The organism is Bradyrhizobium sp. USDA 4504, from assembly GCF_054063995.1.
Genome location: NZ_JBSSGV010000001.1, coordinates 1,222,455 through 1,243,671 on the forward strand (window position 1 = coordinate 1,222,455; position 21,217 = coordinate 1,243,671).

At 65.3% G+C, this 21,217-nt stretch carries 17 protein-coding genes and 1 pseudogene; 13 read left to right on the forward strand and 5 right to left on the reverse strand.

Annotated elements, in window-relative coordinates; genetic code table 11:
• The first annotated feature begins 158 nt into the window (after positions 1–158).
• Positions 159–1,090 (forward strand): annotated as a pseudogene (locus ACVMB1_RS05255) (IS110 family transposase).
• Positions 1,091–1,169: 79 nt separating this feature from the next.
• Here ACVMB1_RS05255 and ACVMB1_RS05260 read toward each other — a convergent pair.
• From ACVMB1_RS05260 to ACVMB1_RS05270, 3 genes are all read right to left on the reverse strand, one after another.
• Positions 1,170–2,081: an NAD(P)-dependent oxidoreductase gene (locus ACVMB1_RS05260; protein WP_141339417.1), complete on the reverse strand. Its 912-nt coding sequence runs from the start codon at positions 2,079–2,081 to the stop codon at positions 1,170–1,172.
• A 31-nt stretch (positions 2,082–2,112) separates the two neighbouring features.
• A complete protein-coding gene (locus ACVMB1_RS05265; protein ID WP_141339419.1) occupies positions 2,113–3,363 on the reverse strand; it encodes a Zn-dependent hydrolase in 1,251 nt (416 codons plus the stop codon).
• A gap of 123 nt (positions 3,364–3,486) precedes the next feature.
• Positions 3,487–4,404: a LysR family transcriptional regulator gene (locus ACVMB1_RS05270; RefSeq protein ID WP_057017643.1), complete on the reverse strand. Its 918-nt coding sequence runs from the start codon at positions 4,402–4,404 to the stop codon at positions 3,487–3,489.
• 120 nt (positions 4,405–4,524) lie between these two features.
• Here ACVMB1_RS05270 and ACVMB1_RS05275 point away from each other — a divergent pair, with 120 nt between their 5' ends.
• The 6 genes from ACVMB1_RS05275 to ACVMB1_RS05300 all read left to right on the forward strand — a co-directional run bounded on the left by ACVMB1_RS05275 (position 4,525) and on the right by ACVMB1_RS05300 (position 10,240).
• Positions 4,525–5,343, forward strand: coding sequence for a putative hydro-lyase (locus ACVMB1_RS05275; protein ID WP_141339421.1), 819 nt, complete (start codon positions 4,525–4,527; stop codon positions 5,341–5,343).
• An 87-nt stretch (positions 5,344–5,430) separates the two neighbouring features.
• A complete protein-coding gene (locus ACVMB1_RS05280; protein ID WP_141339423.1) occupies positions 5,431–6,678 on the forward strand; it encodes an ABC transporter substrate-binding protein in 1,248 nt (415 codons plus the stop codon).
• A gap of 290 nt (positions 6,679–6,968) precedes the next feature.
• Positions 6,969–7,847, forward strand: a complete 879-nt coding sequence (locus ACVMB1_RS05285; RefSeq protein ID WP_026192487.1) for a branched-chain amino acid ABC transporter permease — start codon at positions 6,969–6,971, stop codon at positions 7,845–7,847.
• Positions 7,847–8,824, forward strand: a complete 978-nt coding sequence (locus ACVMB1_RS05290) for a branched-chain amino acid ABC transporter permease (protein ID WP_016842863.1) — start codon at positions 7,847–7,849, stop codon at positions 8,822–8,824. The genes ACVMB1_RS05285 and ACVMB1_RS05290 overlap by 1 nt, the downstream gene beginning before the upstream one ends.
• Positions 8,821–9,552: an ABC transporter ATP-binding protein gene (locus tag ACVMB1_RS05295; protein WP_016842862.1), complete on the forward strand. Its 732-nt coding sequence runs from the start codon at positions 8,821–8,823 to the stop codon at positions 9,550–9,552. The genes ACVMB1_RS05290 and ACVMB1_RS05295 overlap by 4 nt, the downstream gene beginning before the upstream one ends.
• The gene (locus ACVMB1_RS05300; RefSeq protein ID WP_018270525.1) at positions 9,536–10,240 is read left to right on the forward strand and encodes an ABC transporter ATP-binding protein; all 705 of its coding nucleotides are present in this window, start codon (positions 9,536–9,538) and stop codon (positions 10,238–10,240) included. Before ACVMB1_RS05295 ends, ACVMB1_RS05300 begins: the two co-directional genes overlap by 17 nt.
• 174 nt (positions 10,241–10,414) lie before the next feature.
• Here ACVMB1_RS05300 and ACVMB1_RS05305 read toward each other — a convergent pair whose 3' ends face one another.
• Both ACVMB1_RS05305 and otnC read right to left on the reverse strand, forming a co-directional pair.
• A complete protein-coding gene (locus ACVMB1_RS05305; RefSeq protein WP_057017646.1) occupies positions 10,415–10,690 on the reverse strand; it encodes a hypothetical protein in 276 nt (91 codons plus the stop codon).
• A 33-nt stretch (positions 10,691–10,723) separates the two neighbouring features.
• Positions 10,724–11,380, reverse strand: a complete 657-nt coding sequence (gene otnC, locus ACVMB1_RS05310; protein WP_057017647.1) for a 3-oxo-tetronate 4-phosphate decarboxylase — start codon at positions 11,378–11,380, stop codon at positions 10,724–10,726.
• A 100-nt stretch (positions 11,381–11,480) separates the two neighbouring features.
• On the opposite strand from otnC, the gene ltnD reads away from it, so the two are divergent.
• The 6 genes from ltnD to ACVMB1_RS05340 all read left to right on the forward strand — a co-directional run bounded on the left by ltnD (position 11,481) and on the right by ACVMB1_RS05340 (position 21,182).
• On the forward strand, positions 11,481–12,488 hold the full coding sequence (gene ltnD / locus ACVMB1_RS05315) for an L-threonate dehydrogenase (RefSeq protein WP_256520680.1): 1,008 nt from the start codon (positions 11,481–11,483) through the stop codon (positions 12,486–12,488).
• Between the two features lie 12 nt (positions 12,489–12,500).
• Complete coding sequence (gene otnI, locus ACVMB1_RS05320) at positions 12,501–13,283, forward strand: 2-oxo-tetronate isomerase (protein ID WP_057017649.1); 783 nt, start codon at positions 12,501–12,503, stop codon at positions 13,281–13,283.
• Positions 13,280–14,617, forward strand: a complete 1,338-nt coding sequence (otnK, locus tag ACVMB1_RS05325) for a 3-oxo-tetronate kinase (protein WP_456848318.1) — start codon at positions 13,280–13,282, stop codon at positions 14,615–14,617. Before otnI ends, otnK begins: the two co-directional genes overlap by 4 nt.
• Positions 14,618–14,740: 123 nt before the next feature.
• Positions 14,741–16,432, forward strand: a complete 1,692-nt coding sequence (locus tag ACVMB1_RS05330) for a methyl-accepting chemotaxis protein (protein ID WP_057017651.1) — start codon at positions 14,741–14,743, stop codon at positions 16,430–16,432.
• A 381-nt stretch (positions 16,433–16,813) separates the two neighbouring features.
• The gene (locus tag ACVMB1_RS05335; protein ID WP_168857530.1) at positions 16,814–19,993 is read left to right on the forward strand and encodes an efflux RND transporter permease subunit; all 3,180 of its coding nucleotides are present in this window, start codon (positions 16,814–16,816) and stop codon (positions 19,991–19,993) included.
• Positions 19,980–21,182, forward strand: a complete 1,203-nt coding sequence (locus tag ACVMB1_RS05340) for an efflux RND transporter periplasmic adaptor subunit (RefSeq protein WP_141339429.1) — start codon at positions 19,980–19,982, stop codon at positions 21,180–21,182. Before ACVMB1_RS05335 ends, ACVMB1_RS05340 begins: the two co-directional genes overlap by 14 nt.
• The last annotated feature ends 35 nt before the right edge of the window (positions 21,183–21,217 follow it).

Consider the following 21,217-nt stretch of genomic DNA (forward strand, 5'->3'; position numbering starts at 1 on the left):
TGTCTTGGAAGTCTGTCAGGATGTGGGTGGGCGGGAAGCCGTTGGGTCCTTGGCGCTTGACGCCGTGAGCCGGCTCGGTCTCCCGCCCGTTCCATCTATCAACCTGAACAGTTGCACGAGGCTGCAGCAACAGACCTCGCATCACAGGGACAGGCACCGTGACCATAGCTCTTCGTTACGTCGGAATCGACATCTCCAAGAAGCACCTCGATATCTTTGATGAGGCTGACGGCGTGCCGAGGCGCATTGCCAACGCGACACAGGCCATCACACAGCAGGTGGCGCGTTGGGTGCTGGTCGTCTTCGAGGCGACGGGTATCTATGACCTCGCGCTGCGCGAGGCGCTGCATCAGGCCGGGATCCAGTTCGCACGGATCAACCCGGCCCGTGCCCGCGACTTTGCACGGGCTAGCGGCCTGCTGGCCAAGACCGATCCGATCGATGCGCGGATGCTGGCGGCCTTTGCGCGGGCCATGCAGCCCGCCCCCGAGCAGGTCGCCGATCCTGCACGGGGCGCCTTGGCGAGGCTTGCAAAACGGCGGGATCAGCTGGTCCTCATGCGCGCCCAGGAGAAGAACCGGCGCAGCGAGGCCGACGATCGTGCAATGGCCGAACGCATTGGCCGCCTCATCGAGGTCCTCGACAGCGAGATCGCCGAGATCGAGGCCGACATCGGCGCCTTGATTAAAGCCGAAGCGGAGATCGCGGACGATGCGAAGTTAATGCGTTCGCTGCCCGGCGTGGGTCCGGTGGCCTGCATGCAGCTCATCGCCCAGATGCCGGAACTCGGGCGGGTCGGACCGAAACAACTCGCAGCGCTTGCTGGCCTTGCTCCTTCAACGTCGACAGCGGCGCCTTCCGCGGCAAGCGCAAAATTGCGGGCGGCCGAAAGCGCGTTCGTGACGCCCTTTATATGGCGGCCCTCAACGCAATTCGCAGGGCTGATCCGTTCAAGGCCTTCTATGCACGACTGCGACAGGCCGGAAAACCAGCCAAACTCGCCCTCATCGCCGTCGCCAGGAAGCTGTTGACGGTCCTCAATGCCATGATGCGAGACCGAAAGCCGTACCTGCAGACCAAACCAACATAACAGTTGCCGGCTCGCGCGGAGCCTGTCATCGGGCGGCGCTTTGCGCCGACCCGTTGGCTTGGCCGGGACGACGGTGAAATCATCCCTTCACGATCCTTCGGCAGTGCTCCCACGCCGCGTGGATCAAATTCTCGCTCGCCTCGGGCGTGCGGAAGGCGGAGTGCGCCGACAGCGTCACGTTCGGGATCCTGGTCAGCGGGTGATCCTTCGGCAGCGGCTCGATGTTGTAGACGTCGAGGCCGGCGTGGCGGATGTGGCCCGAATTGAGCGCATCGATCATCGCCTGCTCGTCGACGATCGCGCCGCGCGCGGTGTTGATCAGCACCACGCCCTTTTTCATCTTCGCGATCTTGTCGCGCGTGATCAGGCCGCGGGTCTCGTCGTTCAGCAGCAGATGGATCGAGACCACGTCGCTGATCGCGAGCACGGTGTCGAGATCGACGAATTCGACGCCCGGATGGCTCTTGGGCGACCGGTTCCAGGCGATCACCTTCATGCCGCTGCCGAGCGCGATGCGGGCGACCTCGGCGGCGATGCCGCCGAACCCGACCAGGCCGAGCGTCTTGCCGGTGAGCTGCATGCCGTCCTCGCGCAGCCAGTTGCCGGCGCGCATCTCGCGGTCCATCTGCGCGATCACGCGCGCCGACGACCACATCAGCGCGATCGCCGATTCCGCGACCGCGGTGTCGCCATAGCCCTTGATCAGGTGCACGGAAATGCCGAGCTCGGCGAGCTCTTCCGGGTTCATGTAGCTGCGCGCGCCGGTGCCGAGGAACACGACGTGCTTCAGGCCGGCGCACTTCTTCGCTACATCGGTCGGCAGCGCGGTGTGGTCGACCACCGCGATCTCGGCGCCGTCGAGCACCGCTGGATAGTCCTCGGACGTGATGTCCGGGTTGCGGTTGATCCGCATCCTGGGATCGCCTGGCTTTTCCAACCGCTCCGTGATGACAGCGAGCGATTCATTGGCGTCGACAAACACTGCGCGCACGAAAGCCTCCATCGATGAGGAGAAAGGAAGATCAGGACGCGACGCCGGCGAGCGCCAGCACCGTATGCATCAGGACGTTGGCGCCGGCGGCGCAATCGGTCTGCTTGGCATCTTCCAGCTCGTTATGGCTGACGCCGTCCTTGCAGGGCACGAACACCATTGCTGCCGGCATCACCGTGTTGAGGTTGCAGGCGTCGTGGCCGGCGCCCGAGGTGATGCGGCGGTGCGAGTAGCCAAGCTGCTTCGCGGCATTCTCGACCGCGTCGACCAGCTTGGGATCGAAATGCGTCGGCGCCTTGCGCCAGACGAGATCAAGCTGCACCTCGACCTTGCGCTTTGCTGCGATCTCGCTCACAGCGGCACGCAGGTCGCGATCCAGCGCATCCATGATCCCAGCGTCGGCGCTGCGGCAATCCACCGTGAAGGTGATCTCGCCGGGGATGACGTTGCGCGAGGGCGCGGCGATCACGGCCTCGCCGATGGTGCCGACCGCCTTCGGGCCGTGCTTCTTCGCGATGCTCTCCATCGCCAGAACGATCTCGGACAGCGTCGCCAGCGCATCGCGGCGCAGCGGCATCGGGGTCGAGCCGGCGTGGCTCTCGAAGCCGGTGATCTTGCCGTCGTACCACAACACGCCCTGGCCGGAATCGACCACGCCGATGGTCTTGTTCTCGGCCTCCAGGATCGGGCCCTGCTCGATATGCAGCTCGACGAAGCTGGTGAACTTCTGGCGGCCGACCGGAGCGTCGCCGCGATAACCAATCGTGTCCAGTGCCTGCGCCACCGTGACGCCCTCGGCGTCCTTGCGCGACAGGATGTCGTCGGTGGTGAAATCGCCGACATAGGCGGCCGAGGCCATCATCGCCGGTGCAAAGCGCGAGCCTTCCTCATTGGTCCAGTTGCAGATGCAGATCGGCAGCTCGGTCTCGATCCCGGCATCGTTCAGCGTGCGCACCATTTCGAGCGCCGCCAGCGTGCCGAGCACGCCGTCATATTTGCCGCCGGTCGGCTGGGTGTCGAGATGCGAGCCGACGCCGATCGGCGGCTTCGACATGTCCCGTCCTTTCCTCAACCCGAACATCGAGCCGAGCGCGTCGACCTGCACCTCGAGGCCGGCGTCCGCGCATGCCTTGCGGAACCAGTCGCGCACCTGCTTGTCTTCGGCGCTCAAGGTCAGCCGCCGCACACCGCCCTTGGGCGTTGCACCGAACTGCGCGGTTTCGTGGATGGTGCCCCAGAGGCGGGCGGAATCGATCTGCAGGTTGGTGGCGGCTCGGCTCATGCTGACATTCCATTTGTATTCGGTCATTCCGGGATGGTCCGAAGGACCAGACCCGGAATCTCGAGATTCCGGGTTCGATGCTCGCGCATCGCCCCGGAATGACAGTTCATCTCCGGCAATCGTTCAATGACGCGCCACTCTCGCGCCGTCAACCGCCACGCTCGTCTGCGCGATCTGCCTGGCGAGATTGGCGACGCGCTCGATGGCGACCGCATCGGGCGAGGCGAGCCAGCTCGCGGTGAAGGTGAGGGGCGGCAGCTTGAGGTCGGTATCGAGCAGCAGCAAGCGCCCGTCGGCAAGCTCGTTCTCGACGATCGCCGCCGGGATCACCGCGATGCCAAGCCCTTCATTGGCCATGTGGATCACGGTCGCGAGCGAGGTCGAGGCGTGCAGCCGGATCGGCGGCAGATCGGGGGCGTTGAACAGCGCGCGCACGGTCTCGTAGGGCTGGGTCTTGCGCGGAAAGGTGATGATCGGAAACCGCGCCAGGTCCTGCCGCGCCACCGGGCCGTCGCCGAGGCCGAGCGCCGGGCTCGCCAGGAAACCGATCGGGTAATCGCACAGCACGTGGTTGTGCGCGCCGGACGCCGAGACCGGTCCAAGCACGAAGGCGAGCTCGATCTCCTGCGCCAGCAGCCGCTGCGTCAGATTGGGCGTGATGTCGACCTCGATCTCCAGCGACAGGTTCGGGTAGACCTCGTTGACGCTTTTGACGAGGCGCGGCAGCCAGGTGTGCACGATGGTCTCCGCGACACCGAGCCGCAGCGCGCCGCGCATCGCCGAACGGTCGCCGACCTCGGCCATCATCTCCGAACGCAGGCCGATCAGCTTCTCGGCATAGATCATCATCAGCCGCCCGCTCGGGGTGGGCGAGGCCACCCGGTGGTCGCGGTTGAGCAGCTTGACGCCCATTTCGCGCTCGAGCTGGGCAATGCGCTGGGAGATCGCCGGCTGGGTGGTGTTGAGCCGCTGGGCGGCGCCGCGGAAGCTGCCGAGCTTGACGACCCAGAGAAATGTCTCGATCGAGCGGAAGTCCGTCATTGGAAGCATTTTCCCGATCGATAAATCTGCTTTATCGATTTTGATTAGAAAGGACGATTAGACATTATATCACGCTTGGTGTTGGTTTGTCCTTGTCGAGATTATGGGCAGGAGAATCCCATGACTGTTTTTGCGGCAGTGCAGCGATCTCAAGGGGAGCCAGTGCCGGCGAGCGTCGAAGCGCGCCGCGCCTGCCGTGACGGCGTGGCCTCGGCCACCACAGCCGGCCTCGCCAACGGTTTCGTCCAGGGCAATCTCGCGATCCTGCCGGAAAAGCTCGCCGGCGCCTTCCACCGCTTCTGCCAGCTCAATCCGAAGCCGTGCCCGATCATCGGCATGTCCGACGTCGGCGATCCCCGCATTCCCTCGCTTGGCCTCGACCTCGACATCCGCACCGACGTGCCGCGCTACCGGGTCTGGCGCGACGGCGAGGTGGCGGACGAGCCGACCGACATCACCAAATACTGGCGCGACGATCTCGTCACCTTCGTGCTCGGCTGCTCCTACTCGTTCGAGGAGGCGCTGCTGGATGAGGGCCTGCCAATCCGTCACATTGAACGCAATCTGCGTGTGCCAATGTATCGCACCAATATCGCCTGCAGCCCGTCGGGGCCGTTCGCTGGACCCATGGTGGTGTCGATGCGCCCGTTCAAGCCGGCGGATGCGATCCGCGCGGTGCAGATCACCTCGCGCTTCCCGTCCGTGCATGGCGCGCCGATCCATCTCGGCCATCCGCATGCGATCGGCATCAATGATATCGCCAAGCCCGATTACGGCGATGCGGTACCGGTCGCCGATGACGAGATCCCGGTGTTCTGGGCCTGTGGCGTGACGCCGCAATCGGTGATCGCAAGTGCGAAGCTGCCGTTCGCGATCACGCATTCGCCGGGCCTGATGCTGGTGACCGATCTCAGGAACAAGCAGCTCGCTGTGCTCTGAATAGGCAATTCGTGCAATTCATTGAGGCTTTACTGCGCGCTACAAGCGTCACATCGATAATAACAAGCTGACCAAGGGGAAATTTCGATGACGATCTCTCGCCGTAACGTGTTGCTGGGTGCCACTGCCGCCGCGGCGCTCGGTCCGATGGCCGCGCGCGCGCAGACCAGTGAAGTGGCAATCGGCGTGATCTATCCGCTCTCGGGCGCCAGCGCCCAGATCGGCGTCGATGCGCAGCGCGCGTTCGAGACCGCGGCAGACATCATCAACAAGAACTATGACTTCGCATTGCCGCTCGCCAAGGGCGAGGGCCTGTCCGGCCTCGGCGGCGCCAAGGTCAAGCTTGTGTTCGCCGACCACCAGGCCGATCCGCAAAAGGGCCGCGCCGAAGCCGAGCGCCTGATCACGCAGGAGAAGGTCTGCGCCGTGATCGGCACCTATCAGAGCGCGGTCGCCGTCACCGTCAGCCAGATCTGCGAGCGTTACGGCGTTCCGTTCCTCTCGGCCGACAATTCCTCGCCGAGCCTGCATCGCCGCGGTTTGAAATACTATTTCCGCGCCTCGCCGCATGACGAGATGTTCTCGACCGCGATGTTCGACTTCTTCGATGCGATGAAGAAGAAGGGCCAGAAGATCGAGACGCTGGCGCTGTTCCACGAGGACACCATCTTCGGCACCGATTCGGCGAACGCGCAGACCAAGCTCGCCGGCGAGCGCGGCTACAAGATCGTGGCCGACATCAAGTACCGCGCCAACTCGCCGTCGCTGACCGCCGAGGTGCAGCAGCTCAAGGCGGCGAATGCCGACGTGCTGATGCCGTCGAGCTACACCACCGACGCGATCCTCCTGGTCAAGACCATGGCCGAGCTCGGCTACAAGCCGAAGAACATCATGGCGCAGGACGCCGGCTTCTCGGAAAAGGCGACCTATGACGCGGTCGGCGACAAGCTCGAGGGCGTGATCTCGCGCGGCAGCTTCTCGCTCGACCTGGCGCAGAAGCGTCCGATGGTCGGTCTGATCAACGAGATGTACCGCGCGAAGTCCGGCAAGGACTTCAACGACTATTCGTCGCGCCAGTTCATGGGCCTGATCGTGATGGCGGACGCCATCAACCGCGCCAAGTCGACCGACGGCGAGAAGATCCGCGAGGCGCTGGTCGCCACCGACATGCCGGGCGATCAGACCATCATGCCGTGGCGGCGCGTCAAGTTCGACGAGATGGGTCAGAACAACTTCGCCGATCCGGTGCTGTTGCAGTACTCCGCGAAGAACTTCGTGACGATCTTCCCGGAACAGGCCGCCGTCTCCGAGGCGATCTGGCCGATGAACAGCTGATCGGTCGGGCGCCAGAGCGTCCGTTCCGATCGTATCGGAACGGAGCTCTGGATTCTTGTTGCGACGCGTTTTCCTAGCGCGAACCGGTATCCACTTCGCTCGAAAACGCTATTGAGGGGGCAGACGGCGGTGACAGCCGAAGACATCATTCAGAGTCTCGCATGTTCCGTCATTGCGAGCGAAGCGAAGCAATCCACGTCTCCGCGAAAAGGAAGCATGGATTGCTTCGTCGCTTCGCTCCTCGCAATGACGGGGGCTAAAGACAATGGTCGGAACATGGAGCGTCGACCGTGACAGCCGAGACCATTATCCAGAGTTTGGCGAGCGGCCTGTTGATGGGGCTGCTCTACGGACTGATCGCCGCAGGCCTCGCATTGATCTTCGGATTGATGGACGTCGTGAATTTCGCGCACGGCGAGTTCCTGATGATCGCGATGTACGCGACCTTCTTCCTGTTCGCGTTCTTCGCGATCGATCCCTTGCTCTCGGCGCCGCTGGTCGCCGCGGCACTGTTCGTGTTCGGTGCGGTGGTCTATCTGTTGATCGTCCGCTTCGCGATGCGCGCCAAGGCCAATGCCGGCATGGTGCAGATCTTCTCGACCTTCGGCCTCGCGATCGTGATGCGGGGCCTCGCCCAGTTCTTCTTCACGCCCGACTACCGCAGCGTCACCAACTCCTGGGTCGGCGGCAAGACCGTGTCGATCGCCGGCATCTATCTGCCGGAGCCGCAGCTGATCGGCGCGATGCTGTCGATCGCGGCCTTCGTCGCGCTCTACTTCTTCATCAATCGCACCGATTTCGGCCGCGCGCTCGAGGCGACGCGCGAAGACGCCGGCGCGGTGGCGCTGGTCGGCATCGACAAGAACCGGGTGTTCGCGCTCGGCTGGGGCCTCGGTGCGGCGCTGGTCGGCCTCGCCGGCGCCATCATGGCGATCTTCTTCTACGTCTATCCCGATGTCGGCGCGTCGTTCGCCCTGATCGCCTACGTCACCGTGGCGCTCGGCGGCTTCGGCAGCGTGTTCGGCGCCTTTGCCGGCGGCATCATCGTCGGCCTGGTGGAAGCAACCACCGCGCTGATCCTGCCGCCGTCGCTGAAATCGGTCGGCATCTATGCCGTTTACCTGCTGGTCGTCTTCATCCGCCCGCGTGGCCTGTTCGGATCGATGTGATGGACACCCAGTTCGCCCAACGCCGCAGGCGTGACCTGATCGTGGCGGCCTGCCTCGCGGTGATCGCCGCGCTGGTGCCGCTGTTCGTCAAGGACGTCTACGTCCAGAACATCATGGTGCTGACGCTGATGTATGCGGCGCTGTCGCAGAGCTGGAACATCCTGTCCGGCTATTGCGGGCAGATATCGCTCGGCCATGCGCTGTATTTCGGGCTCGGCGCCTATACCACCGCGCTGCTGTTCACCAAGTTCGGCGTGCTGCCGTGGTTCGGCATGCTGGCGGGCGGGGCGATCTCCGCATTGATCGCGATGGCGCTCGGCTATCCCTGCTTCCGCCTCCGCGGGCATTACTTCGTGATCGCGACCATCGTGATCGCCGAGATCGCGCTGCTGCTGATCCAGAACTGGGATTGGGCCGGCGCCGCGCTCGGCATCGACATCCCGGTGCGCGGCGACAGCTGGCTGAAATTCCAGTTCACCCGCTCGAAGCTGCCTTACTTCTATTTCGCGCTGGCGCTGGCCTGCATCGCCTGGTTCGTCACCTGGTGGCTGGAGGATTCCAAATGGGGCTATTGGTGGCGCGCGGTGAAGGACAATCCCGATGCGGCCGAAAGCCTCGGCGTGGTCGTGTTCAATTCCAAGATGGGCGCGGCGGCGGTCTCGGCCTTCCTCGTTGCGGTCGGCGGCAGCTTCTACGCCCAGTTCGTCTCCTACATCGATCCTGAGAGCGTGATGGGCTTCCAGTTCTCGCTGCTGATGGCGCTGCCTGCGGTGCTTGGCGGCATCGGCACCTTGTGGGGCCCGGTGCTGGGCGCGGTCATCCTGATCCCGCTCACCGAGCTGACGCGCTCGTTCATCGGCGGCTCCGGGCGCGGCGTCGACCTCATCGTCTACGGCACGCTGATCGTCGTGATCTCGCTGGCGCTGCCGCGCGGCCTGGTCAGCGTGTTCTCCCTGCGCAAGGGAGCTGCACGATGACGGCGCTGCTGGAAACGCGCGGAGTATGGCAGCGCTTCGGCGGCCTCGTCGCCAACAGCGATGTCTCGATCTCGGTCGGGCGCGGCGAGATCGTCGGCCTGATCGGCCCCAACGGCGCCGGCAAGTCGACGCTGTTCAACCTGATCGCGGGCGTGCTGCCGCCCACCCAAGGCTCGATCATCTTCGACGGCGAGGACGTGACCAAGCTGCCGGCGGCGGAACGCTGCCAGCGCGGCGTCGGGCGTACCTTCCAGGTCGTCAAGAGTTTTGAGACCATGACCGTGATCGACAACGTCATCGTCGGCGCGCTGATCCGCAACACCAAGATGCGCATCGCGCGGCAGAAGGCCTACGAGGTGCTGGAGTTCTGCGGCCTTGCCGCGCGCGCCGACAAGCTCGCCGCCGACCTCGTGCCGTCGGAGAAGCGCCGGCTCGAGGTGGCCCGCGCGCTCGCCACCGAGCCGAAGCTGCTGCTGCTCGACGAAGTCCTCACCGGGCTGACGCCGGTCGAGGCGCAGACCGGCGTCGAGCTGGTGCGCAAGGTCCGCGCCGCCGGCATCACCGTGCTGATGGTCGAGCATGTGATGGAGATCGTGATGCCGCTGGTCGATCGCGCCATCGTGCTGAATCTCGGCAAGGTGCTGGTCGAGGGCAAGCCGACTGAGGTCGTCCGCAATCCGGAAGTCATTTCTGCCTATCTCGGGGATCGTCATGCTGTCGGTGCGTGAAGTCACCACCGCCTATCAGGGCCTGGTCGCGATCTCCTCGGTGTCGATCGACGTCACCAAGGGCGAGATCGTCTGCGTCGCCGGCGCCAACGGCGCGGGCAAGTCGACGCTGCTGAAATCGATCGCCGGCGCCGAGCGGCCGCGCGCAGGCACCGTCACCTTCGACGGCAAGCGCATCGACGGCCAGCCGCAGCACGTCATCACGTCAAGCGGCATTGCTTACGTGCCGGAGAACCGCCGGCTGTTTCCGCGGCTCTCGGTGCGCGACAATTTGCGCCTCGGCAGCTATCTCTACCGCAGTCAGTCTGACCGCGACGCGCCGCTCGATCTGGTGTTCAAGCTGTTCCCGCGGCTTGGCGAACGGCTCGACCAGCGCGCCGAGACGCTGTCCGGCGGCGAGCAGCAGATGCTTGCGATCGGCCGCGCGCTGATGACGCGGCCGCGGCTTCTGATGCTCGACGAACCGTCGCAGGGCATCATGCCGAAACTGGTCGACGAGATATTCCAGGCCGTGAAGCGCATCCGCGACGCCGGCATGACGGTCCTGATCGTCGAGCAGCGCATGGCCGAGTGCCTCGAGATCGCCGACCGCGCCTACATCCTGCAGACCGGCCGCGTGCTGATGCAGGGCACCGCCGCCGAGATCAGCGGCAATCCCGACGTGCGCAAGGCGTATCTGGGGCTGTAGCGACGGAATCTCCACGCTCGTAGCTCCAGCGACAAAGGCTTTGCCTTTGCGCGGGGATGACGCCAGTGCATGCGGTGCGCGCAATCCAGCCCGTAGCCCGGATGAGCGCAGCGACATCCGGGGCGTCCCGCATATCGCTGCGCTCATGCGGGCTACTGATCCAGCCCACGCAGCCTACTTGCTCTCGTCGATCTTCTCGACCTTGGCGGCGAGGTCCGGCACGCGGCTGACGCGATAGGTCGCGTTGCTGCAGGTCAGCGTCCAGGCCTCGTTGTCGGGCTTCGAGAGCTTGTCGTCCCGCTCGGCCTTGAGCGGCTTGTCGCAGGCATAGCCTTGCGCGCGCAGCTGGGTTGCCAGCATGCCTTGCAAGGTCTCTTCGGTCCGTCCGTCCGACGCCGCAAGGCCGACGGCGAACGGAATCGCTAACGCCAAGCCTGTGAACCTCATCATGACTGTCTTCCGCATATCGATCCTCCGCTTGATCTAGTGAGGGTGATCCGGCAGCACGAGCCCGAACGTCCTGGTCAAATCCGCCACCTGGTCGGGCGACAAATAGCGCGGGTTCAGGCCGCGCAGCAGCAGATAGAGCTTTGCGGTTTCCTCCAGCTCCTCGGTCGCGAACACCGCCGTTTCCAGCGTATCGCCCGACACGACGGGCCCATGATTGGCGAGCAGCACCGATGAATATTTCCCGGCCAGTCCCCGGATCGCGTCGGCAACGGCCGGATCGCCGGGGCGATAATAGGGCACCAGCGCGGTCTGGCCGCACTTCATGACGTAATAGGCGGTCATCGCCGGCAGCGCGGCGCGCGGGTCGATCTCGGGCAGCATCGAGAGCGCGACCGAATGGGTCGAGTGCAGGTGCACCACGGCGCCGGCGGAGGCGCGCGTCTGGTAGAGCGCGGTGTGCAGCGGCACTTCCTTGGTCGGGGCGTCGCCGGAGACGAGCCGGCCGTTGCCGTCGAGCCGCGACATTTTCGCCGGATCGAGGAAGCCGAGCGAGGCGTTGGTCGGCGTCACCAGCCAGCCGCCGTCCGCGAGCCGGACGCTGATATTGCCCGAGGAGCCCGGCGTCAGGCCGCGCTCGAACAGCGAGCGGCCGAAGCGGCAGATGTCCTCACGAAGCTTTGTTTCGCTCATCCGGTTTCGCTCGTCGCGCCATCTTTGGCGCTATCCGTTTTCCGCTTTGTCTCATGCTTTGGCAGCGCGGCCAAGCCGTGATAGGCAAGCAGCAACGAGCATGAACCGGGCCCGGAAGGCCGCGCTGGCGCAAAGTGGCAGCCGGTTTTCCGAAAAGGTCATGCTCAAACAACTAAAAATGTTCAGGGATCGCCAAATGTCCAGTTCCGCAACATCACGTGTCGCCGTCATCGGGCTGGGCTCGATGGGATACGGCATGGCGACCTCACTCAGGCGGGCCGGTTTCGAGGTGACCGGCTGCGACGTCACGGCCGATGCGGTGGCGCGCTTCGTCGCCGACGGCGGCAAGGGCGCCAAGTCGCCGGCCGAGGCGGCCCGGGATGCCGACATTGTCGTCAGCGTCGTCGTCAACGCGGCGCAGACTGAAGGGATCCTGTTCGGCAAGGACGGCGTCGCCGAGACCTTGGCCAAGGACGCGGTCTTCATCTCCTCGGCGACCATGGACCCTGATATCGCGCGGCGCCTCGCAAAGCAGCTCGAGGCGACCGGCCGGCACTATCTCGATGCCCCGATCTCCGGCGGCGCGCAGCGCGCGGCGCAGGGCGAATTGACGATTCTCGCCTCCGGCAGCGCCGCGGCATTTGCGAAGGCGCGGCCGGCGCTGGATGCGATGGCGGCAAAGCTCTACGAGCTCGGCGATGCCGCGGGGCAGGGCGCCGCGTTCAAGATGATCAACCAGCTGCTGGCCGGCGTGCATATCGCGGCCGCCTCCGAGGCGATCGCCTTCGCCGCCAAGCAGGGGCTCGACATCCGCAAGGTCTATGAGGTGATCACCGCCTCCGCCGGCAATTCCTGGATGTTCGAGAACCGCATGCCGCATGTGCTCGACGGCGACTATGCGCCGCGCAGCGCCGTCGAAATTTTTGTGAAGGACCTCGGCATCATCCAGGACATGGCGCGCAATGCACGCTTCCCGGTGCCGGTCTCGGCCGCGGCCTTGCAGATGTTCCTGATGACCGCGGCCGCCGGCATGGGCCGCGACGACGATGCGTCGGTGGCGCGGATGTATGCGCAGGTTACCGGCACCAAGCTTCCAGGCGAGAAATAAGAGGATCCTGCAATGCCCCGTTTTGCCGCCAACCTCACCATGATGTTCAACGAGGTCCCGTTCCTCGACCGCTTCGAGGCGGCCGCGAAGGCGGGCTTCACCGCGGTCGAGTTCCTGTTTCCTTACGACCATCCGGCCGAGGAGGTCGGCAAGCGGCTGAATGGCAATGGGCTGACGCAGGCGCTGTTCAACCTGCCGCCGGGCGACTGGAACGCCGGCGAGAAGGGGTTTGCCGCGCTGCCGGACCGTTTCGCCGACCTCCAGCAAAGCCTGAAGACCGCGCTGCCCTATGTGCAGGCGACCGGCGTCAAGCGGGTGCATCTGATGGCGGGAATAGCCGACCGCAGCGATGCCAGGGCGGTCGCCGCGTTTCGCAAATCGGTCGCCCATGCCGCAGAGTTCTTCGCGCCGCACGGCCTCGACGTCGTGATCGAGCCGATCAATCCGCGCAACGTGCCCGGCTACTTCCTCAACGACTTCATCTTCGCGCGCGATCTGATCAACGAGCTTGGTATCGCGAACCTGAAGCTGCAGTTCGACATCTACCACTGCCAGATCATCCATGGCGACGTCACCATGCGGCTGCGTGAAATGATGCCGATCATCGGCCACGTCCAGATCGCGTCGATCCCCTCGCGCAACGAGCCCGACGGCGAGGAGCTGAACTATCCGTTCCTGTTCGGCGAGCTCGACCGGCTCGGCTACGGCGGCTTCGTCGGCTGCGAGTACAATCCGCGCGGCAAGACCACCGACGGTCTCGCCTGGTTCAAGCCCTATGCCGGAGTGAAGCCGTGACGCGAGCCGGAAAACTGTCTCTCGGTTGCATCGCCGACGACTATACCGGCGCCTCCGACCTCGCCAACACGCTGACCCGCGCCGGCCTGCGCACGGTGCAGACCATCGGCGTGCCTGCGGACGATCTCGCGCTGCCCGAGGTCGACGCCGTCGTGGTGTCGCTGAAGAGCCGTTCGATCGAGGCCGGCCTCGCCGTGACGCGTTCGCGCGCAGCGGAGGCCTGGCTGCGCGGCCGCGGTGCCAAACATATCCTGTTCAAGATCTGCTCGACCTTCGATTCAACCGATGCCGGCAACATCGGCCCCGTGATGGACGCGCTGCGCGCCGATTCCAGGGATGCCATCGTGCTGGTGACTCCGGCATTCCCGGAGACCGGCCGCACCGTCTACCAGGGCAATCTGTTCGTCGGCTCGGTGCCGCTGAACGAGAGTCCGCTGAAGGACCACCCGCTCAACCCGATGCATGATTCCAATCTGGTTCGCGTGCTGGCGCGGCAAAGCACGACCAAGGTCGGCCTGGTCGATCTGGCGACGCTGAGCCGTGGCGCGGACGCCGTCCGGGCAAAGCTCGCCGAGCTCACGCAAAGCGGCATCGGCGCCACCATCGTCGATGCGGTGTTCGACCGCGACCTCGAGACCATCGGGCAGGTCGCGCTGGATCACCGTCTTTCAGTCGGCGCTTCCGGGATCGGGCTTGGCCTGGCGCGGGCGCTGGTCGCCGCGAGCAAGGCCAAACCGGACAGCGCGGATGCGATGCTGGCGACGCCGGTCGGCGGCCCGGCGGCGTGCCTTGCCGGCAGTTGCTCGCAGGCGACCCTGCGCCAGATCGCAAACGCCGAGAAAGTGATGCCGGTCCTGCACCTCGATCCCGAGCAGGTGGTCGCCGGCAAGGACGAAACGCAGCGTGCGCTCGCCTGGGCCAGAGACCGGCTCGGGGCGGGGCCAATCCTGATTGCGAGCAGCTCGACCCCGGATCAGGTGGCAGCTGTGCAATCCCGTCATGGTCGCGATGCAGCCGGGCATGCCATCGAGCAGGCGATGGCCGACATCGCGGATGGTCTGGTGCAGTCGGGCGTGCACAGGCTGGTGGTCGCCGGTGGTGAAACTTCGGGCGCCGTGGTCGATCGCCTGCGCATTCCTGGATTCCTGGTCGGTTCGGAAATCGCCGCCGGCGTGCCGGTTCTGCGAGCGGTCGGCGCCGGGAGAGGCGAGATGGTGCTTGCCCTGAAATCAGGCAATTTCGGCGGGCCGGAGTTTTTTCTCGGATGCGCTCGTGTTGATGCCTTGATGCGGCTGGCGCGCATCATGCCACGGTGTCGAAGAGCGCCTCCGTAGTTCAACGGGGAACCAAATTAACCCTACTTAAGGAGGGGGGCTGGCTTTGATGTCTGCGGCGTCCCGCCACGCCCCCAGCCATTCGATCGGGCTTCGCGAGCCCGATATCAAGAGACCCCCACGATGTTCGCCAAATTCTCGATCCGCGCCAAGATTATTGCCGTGGTTGCGTTCCTGCTTGTCGCGATGACGGGCATGGGCCTGCTCGCGGTCGTGAATTTACGGTCGATCAACGCCAACACTGTCGACATCACGACGAGCTGGCTGCCGAGCGTGCGTGCGCTCGGCGATCTGCGCGCCGGCGTCATCACCTATCGCAACGTGATCCGCGAACACATGCTGTCCGAGACGCTGGAGGACAAGCTCGCGCAGGAGAAGACCCTGACCTCGGTGGTCGACGCCAACCTCAAGGTCCGCGCGATCTACGAGCCGCTTATCGCGACCCCCGCGGAGCGCGCGCTCTACGATCAATGGGTCGATGCCTGGACCCGTTACAAGAAGGGCACCGAGGAGGTGATGGCGCTGTCGCGCAGGGATGTCGGCAAGGCCCCGCACGATGCGCATGAGCTGAACGCCAAGACCGTCAACAAGATCGGCCTCGAGGCCGACGAGATCCTGCGCAAGGACATCGAGCTCAACAATGCCGGCGCCGACAAGGCGGCGCAGGAGGCGGCAAACAGCTACGCGTCGGCCGTCATGCTGCTTGCGATGATCCTTGGCGCCGCCATCATCGTCGGCGTCGGCGTCAGCTTCCTGATGATCCGCGACGTCTCGGCCGGCATCGCCTCGATCGTGAGCCCGATGCAGGCGCTGGGCCGCGGCGACCTGACCGCAAACGTCCCGCATCAGGGCGAGAAGACCGAGATCGGCGCGATGGCCGATACGCTGCAGGTGTTCAAGGAAGCCCTGGTCGCCAAGAAGGCGGCCGATGAAGCCGCGGCTGCCGACGCCGAAGCCAAGATCGAGCGCGGCCGCCGGGTCGACACCATCACCCGCAATTTCGAACAGATGATCGGCGAGATCGTGCAGACCGTGTCGTCGGCCTCGACCCAGCTCGAAGCCTCCGCCGGCACGCTGTCGTCGACCGCCCGGCGTTCGCAGGAGCTGACCACCTCGGTTGCCGCGGCGTCCGAGGAGGCCTCGACCAATGTCCAGTCGGTGGCGTCGGCGACCGAGGAGCTGTCGTCGTCGGTGACCGAGATCAGCCGCCAGGTGCAGGAGTCGGCACGGATGGCCGGCGATGCCGTCGGCCAGGCGCGCACCACCAACGATCGCGTCAGCGAGCTGTCGAAGGCCGCCGCGCGGATCGGCGACGTCGTCGAGCTGATCAACACCATTGCCGGCCAAACCAATTTGCTGGCGCTGAACGCCACCATCGAGGCGGCACGCGCCGGCGACGCCGGCCGCGGCTTCGCCGTGGTGGCGTCCGAGGTGAAGGCGCTGGCCGAGCAGACCGCCAAGGCGACCGGCGAGATCGGCCAGCAGATCGCCGGCATCCAGACCGCGACCCAGGAGTCGGTCGGCGCGATCAAGGAAATCTCCTCGACCATCGAACGGCTGTCGGAAATCTCGTCCACCATTGCGGCCGCGGTCGAAGAGCAGGGCGCGGCGACGCAGGAAATCTCCCGCAACGTGCAGCAGGCGGCGCAGGGCACCCAGCAGGTCTCGGCCAACATCACCGACGTCCAGCATGGCGCCAACGAGACCGGCTCGGCGTCGAGCCAGGTGCTGTCGGCGGCCCAATCGCTCTCGGGCGACAGCAGCCGCCTCAAGCTCGAGGTCAGCAAGTTCCTCGACGCCGTCCGCGCCGCCTGATCCGGCGGCGCCGCTCGGGCGGCCGCCATCCTTCGCCTAACCGATGCCGACGTGGTGGGCTGACCCGGCCCATCACGTTTTACATTTTCGCAGAGCAGCGATGCGTTAACCTCGCGTCGGCCGAAATAGCATCCTCGGCCGGCTCGCATTCGCAGCAGAGCCGTCTCTTTTTGACGATGATCCGCACGCGATCGGCGGCACTGCGCCCGGCATGGTCGCTCGGAGCGCGCAGCCTCACGCACTATGCCGAGGAAGTGAAAGCCGCCGCGGCTCCGCGGGTTGGCGTTTTGCCCGGCATCGGGTAAATCGGCCGCTACGGAACGGCTTTTGCAATGTCGATTCCTCTGCCTGGGCGGGCTTCATTTCGGGAACGCTAGTTTTATGATCGCACTGGTCCGTATCGCGCTGAGCCGGCCATATACTTTCGTCGTGCTCGCGATCCTGCTGTTGATTATCGGACCGCTGGCGGCGTTGCGCACGCCGACCGACATCTTCCCGGACATCCGCATCCCCGTGATCGGCGTGGTCTGGCAGTACACCGGCCTGCCGCCGGACCAGATGTCCGGCCGCATCACCACGCCGTTCCAGCGCGCGCTGACCACGACCGTCAACGACATCGAGCACATCGTCGCCAATTCCTATAACGGCGTCGGCATCATCAAGATCTTCTTCCAGCCCAACGTCGACATCCGCACCGCCAATGCGCAGGTCACCGCGATCTCGCAAACCCTGCTCAAGCAGATGCCGCCGGGCGCGACGCCGCCGCTGATCCTGAACTACAGCGCCTCGACGGTTCCGATCATCCAGGTCGCGCTGTCGGGCGAGGGACTGACCGAGCAGAACCTCGCCGATATCGGCATCAACCAGCTGCGCACGCCGCTGGTCACGGTGCCTGGTGCGGCGATCCCGTATCCGTTCGGCGGCAAGCAGCGCCAGGTCCAGATCGATCTCAATTCGACCGCGCTGCAGGCGCGCGGCCTGTCGGGTCAGGACGTCGCCAATGCGCTCGCCGCGCAGAACCTGATCACGCCGGTCGGCACGCAGAAGATCGGCAATTTCGAATACACCATCAACCTCAACAACTCGCCGCTGCGGCTCGAGGAGCTCGGCGACCTGCCGATCAAGCAGGTCAACGGCGCGATGGTCTATGTGCGTGACGTCGCCTCGGTCCGCGACGGCAATCCGCCGCAAACCAACATCGTCCATGTCGACGGCAACCGCTCGGTCTTGATGATGGTGCTGAAGGCCGGCGCCACCTCGACGCTCGATATCATCTCCGGCATCAAGCAGAAGGTGATCGAGGTCAAGGACCAGATGCCGGACGCGCTGAAGATCGGCTTCATCGGCGACCAGTCGGTGTTCGTCCGCGGCGCGATCACCGGCGTCGCCTTCGAGGGCGTGATCGCCGCGCTGCTCACCAGCATCATGATCCTCTTGTTCCTCGGCAGCTGGCGCTCGACCGTCATCATCGCGGTGTCGATCCCGCTGTCAGTGCTCGGCGCCATCATCATGCTGTCCCTGATCGGCGAGACGCTGAACATCATGACGCTCGGCGGCCTCGCGCTCGCGGTCGGCATCCTGGTCGACGACGCCACGGTGACGATCGAGAACATCAATTATCACCTCGAGCAGGGCAAGCCGGTCGAGCAGTCGATCCTCGATGGCGCCAACCAGATCGTGACGCCGGCCTTCGTCTCCTTGCTCTGTATCTGCATCGTGTTCGTGCCGATGTTCTTCCTCACCGGCGTGGCGCGCTTCCTGTTCGTGCCGATGGCCGAAGCGGTGATGTTCGCGATGATCTGGTCGTTCATCCTGTCGCGCACCCTGGTGCCGACCATGGCGAACTATCTGCTGCAGGCGCATGTGCATCATGAGGGCGCGCCGCCGAAGTCGCGCAATCCTTTGGTCTGGTTCCAGCGCGGCTTCGAGGCGCGGTTCGAGCGCATCCGCAGCGGCTATCGTGGCCTGCTCGCGATGGCGCTCGGTCATCGCACGGTGTTCGTGAGCTGCTTTCTCGCAGTCGTCGCCGCGTCGTTCCTCTTGGTGCCGTTCCTCGGGCGCAACTTCTTCCCGTCGGTCGACGCCGGCAACATCCTGATGCATGTCCGCACCCAGGTCGGCACCCGCGTCGAGGAGACCGCCAACCAGCTCGCCGACATCCAGAAGGCGATCCGCAAGCTGGTGCCCGGCGAGATCGAGACCATGACCGACAACATCGGCATGCCGATCTCCGGCATCAACATGACCTACAACAACACCGGCGTGATCGGTCCGCAGGACGGCGACATCCAGATACGCCTCAAGGAAGGCCACAAGCCGACCGAACAGCATGTCCGCGCACTGCGTGAGCAATTGCCGCGGCTGTTCCCGGGCACCAGCTTCGCGTTCCTGCCGGCCGACATCGTCAGCCAGATCCTGAACTTCGGCGCGCCGGCGCCGATCGACCTGCAGATCCGCGGCGCCAATCTCGAGGCCAACTTCGCCTATGCCAACAAGCTGCTGGCCGGGATCAAGCGCATCCCCGGCATCGCCGATGCGCGGATCCAGCAGTCGCCGAACAACCCGACCTTCAACATCGATGTCGACCGCACCCGCGCACAATATGTCGGCCTGACCGAGCGCGACGTCACCAACTCGCTGGTGGTCAACCTCGCCGGCTCCTCGCAGGTGGCGCCGACCTATTATCTCAATCCCGATAACGGCGTGTCGTATTCGATCGTGATGCAGACGCCGCAATACCAGATCGACTCGCTGAGCGCGCTGCAGACCCTGCCGATCACCGCGACCGGCAACACCCAGGCACCGATCCTCGGCGGCATCGCCGACATCAAGCGCGCGACCTCGAGTGCGGTGGTGTCGCAATATGACATCCAGTCGCTGGTGCAGATCTACGCCACGACGCAAGGCCGGGATCTCGGCGGCGTCGCGACCGACGTGCGCAAGCTGATCGCCGACACTGCCAAGGAGGTGCCGAAGGGCTCGTCCGTGGTGCTGCTCGGCCAGGTGCAGACCATGAATTCGGCCTTCACCGGCCTCTTGTTCGGCCTGCTCGGCGCCGTCGTGCTGATCTACTTCCTGATCGTCGTGAACTTCCAGTCCTGGTCGGACCCGTTCGTGATCATCACGGCGCTGCCCGCTGCGCTCGCCGGCATTGTCTGGATGCTGTTCACGACGGAGACCACGCTGTCGGTTCCGGCGCTCACCGGCGCCATCATGTGCATGGGTGTGGCGACGGCCAACAGCGTGCTCGTGATCAGCTTCGCCCGCGAGCGCTATGAGGAACTCGGCGATCCCGTCGCGGCGGCCCTGGAAGCCGGCTTCGTCCGGTTCCGCCCGGTGCTGATGACCGCGCTTGCCATGATCATCGGCATGGCGCCGATGGCGCTGGGGCTGGGCGAGGGCGGCGAGCAGAACGCGCCGTTGGGCCGGGCCGTGATCGGCGGCCTGATCTTCGCCACCTTCGCGACGCTGATGTTTGTTCCCGTGGTATTCAGTATGGTACACAAGAAGCAAGGCGCCAAAGCCGCCGCCTCATCGGAGATTCCGCATGCCGCCCACTGAAAAGCGCCCCCCGGTCTCACGCCGGAAGCTGGGCATCTTCGGCGTGGTGGCCCTGGTAGGGGCGGGCCTGATCGTCGGCACCGGGATCCGCGCCCGTGAGGAACAGGACACCCGGCTGAAGGAATGGACCGACGACCAGGCCATTCCGACCGTCGCGGTGGCGCTGCCCAATGCCAAGGCGCTGAGCCCCACGATCGACCTGCCGGGCCGGCTCGAGGCCTATTCCCGCGCGCCGATCTATGCCCGGGTGTCCGGCTATCTCAAGAACTGGGACGCCGACATCGGCGCCCGCGTCAAGGCCGGCCAGGTGATCGCCGAGATCGAGGCGCCCGACCTCGACCAGCAATTGCTGCAGGCGCGCGCCGATCTCGCCAGCGCCCAGGCCTCGGCCAAGCTCTCCGAGGCCACGTTGAACCGGCGCAAGACGCTGGTGGCCTCGAACTTCGTCTCCGCCCAGGAGATCGACGAGCGCACCGCCGACCTTTCCAACAAGAACGGTGCGGTCAAGGCCGGCCAGGCCAATGTCGAGCGGCTGGAAGCGCTCGCCGGATACAAGAAGATCACGGCGCCGTTCGACGGCGTGGTGACCTCGCGCGACACCGACGTCGGCGCGCTGATCAACGCCGGCGGCAACTCGGGCCCGGCGATGTTCACGATCTCGGACATCACCAAGCTGCGCGTCTATGTCAACGTGCCGCAGAACTACGTCCCGGCGATCAAGATCGGCGCCAAGGCGACGCTGGCGCTGCCGGATTACCCGAACCGCACCTTCCAGGCGACGGTGGAAGCCTCCTCGCAGGCGGTCGATGTCGCCTCCGGCACGACGCGGATGCAACTCGGGCTCGACAACTCCTCCGGCGAATTGATGCCGGGCAGCTATGCCAGCGTGAAGCTCAATCTGCAGCGCGAATCCACGCCGCTCAGCATTCCCGCCAGCGCGCTGATCTTCAACAGCAGTGGCCTGCGGGTCGCAATCGTCGGTCCTGACGACAAGGTGCTGTTCAAGACCGTGAAGATCGGCCGCGACCTCGGCAAGGAGATCGAGATCGCCACCGGCCTCGCGCCCGACGATCGCATCATCACCGCCCCGCCGGACGGCCTCGCCGACGGCGACCATGTCCGCGTCACCGGTGCCGGCGCCAAGGGCAAGCCGACCACGGCATCCGAAAAGCAGGACGTGAAGGGGTAGGGGAGGACAGGTAAGCTCGTTCCTGCCTCTCACCT

What these genes read in the sequence shown, in the direction of transcription:
- ACVMB1_RS05265 (WP_141339419.1), bottom strand. Translation starts at nt 3,363, where the DNA reads ATGAGCCGAGCCGCCACCAACCTGCAGATCGATTCCGCCCGCCTCTGG.
- ACVMB1_RS05270 (WP_057017643.1), bottom strand. Translation starts at nt 4,404, where the DNA reads ATGACGGACTTCCGCTCGATCGAGACATTTCTCTGGGTCGTCAAGCTC.
- ACVMB1_RS05275 (WP_141339421.1), top strand. Translation starts at nt 4,525, where the DNA reads ATGACTGTTTTTGCGGCAGTGCAGCGATCTCAAGGGGAGCCAGTGCCG.
- ACVMB1_RS05280 (WP_141339423.1), top strand. Translation starts at nt 5,431, where the DNA reads ATGACGATCTCTCGCCGTAACGTGTTGCTGGGTGCCACTGCCGCCGCG.
- ACVMB1_RS05290 (WP_016842863.1), top strand. Translation starts at nt 7,847, where the DNA reads ATGGACACCCAGTTCGCCCAACGCCGCAGGCGTGACCTGATCGTGGCG.
- ACVMB1_RS05295 (WP_016842862.1), top strand. Translation starts at nt 8,821, where the DNA reads ATGACGGCGCTGCTGGAAACGCGCGGAGTATGGCAGCGCTTCGGCGGC.
- ACVMB1_RS05300 (WP_018270525.1), top strand. Translation starts at nt 9,536, where the DNA reads ATGCTGTCGGTGCGTGAAGTCACCACCGCCTATCAGGGCCTGGTCGCG.
- ACVMB1_RS05305 (WP_057017646.1), bottom strand. Translation starts at nt 10,690, where the DNA reads ATGATGAGGTTCACAGGCTTGGCGTTAGCGATTCCGTTCGCCGTCGGC.
- otnC (WP_057017647.1), bottom strand. Translation starts at nt 11,380, where the DNA reads ATGAGCGAAACAAAGCTTCGTGAGGACATCTGCCGCTTCGGCCGCTCG.
- ltnD (WP_256520680.1), top strand. Translation starts at nt 11,481, where the DNA reads ATGAACCGGGCCCGGAAGGCCGCGCTGGCGCAAAGTGGCAGCCGGTTT.
- otnI (WP_057017649.1), top strand. Translation starts at nt 12,501, where the DNA reads ATGCCCCGTTTTGCCGCCAACCTCACCATGATGTTCAACGAGGTCCCG.
- ACVMB1_RS05330 (WP_057017651.1), top strand. Translation starts at nt 14,741, where the DNA reads ATGTTCGCCAAATTCTCGATCCGCGCCAAGATTATTGCCGTGGTTGCG.
- ACVMB1_RS05335 (WP_168857530.1), top strand. Translation starts at nt 16,814, where the DNA reads ATGATCGCACTGGTCCGTATCGCGCTGAGCCGGCCATATACTTTCGTC.
- ACVMB1_RS05340 (WP_141339429.1), top strand. Translation starts at nt 19,980, where the DNA reads ATGCCGCCCACTGAAAAGCGCCCCCCGGTCTCACGCCGGAAGCTGGGC.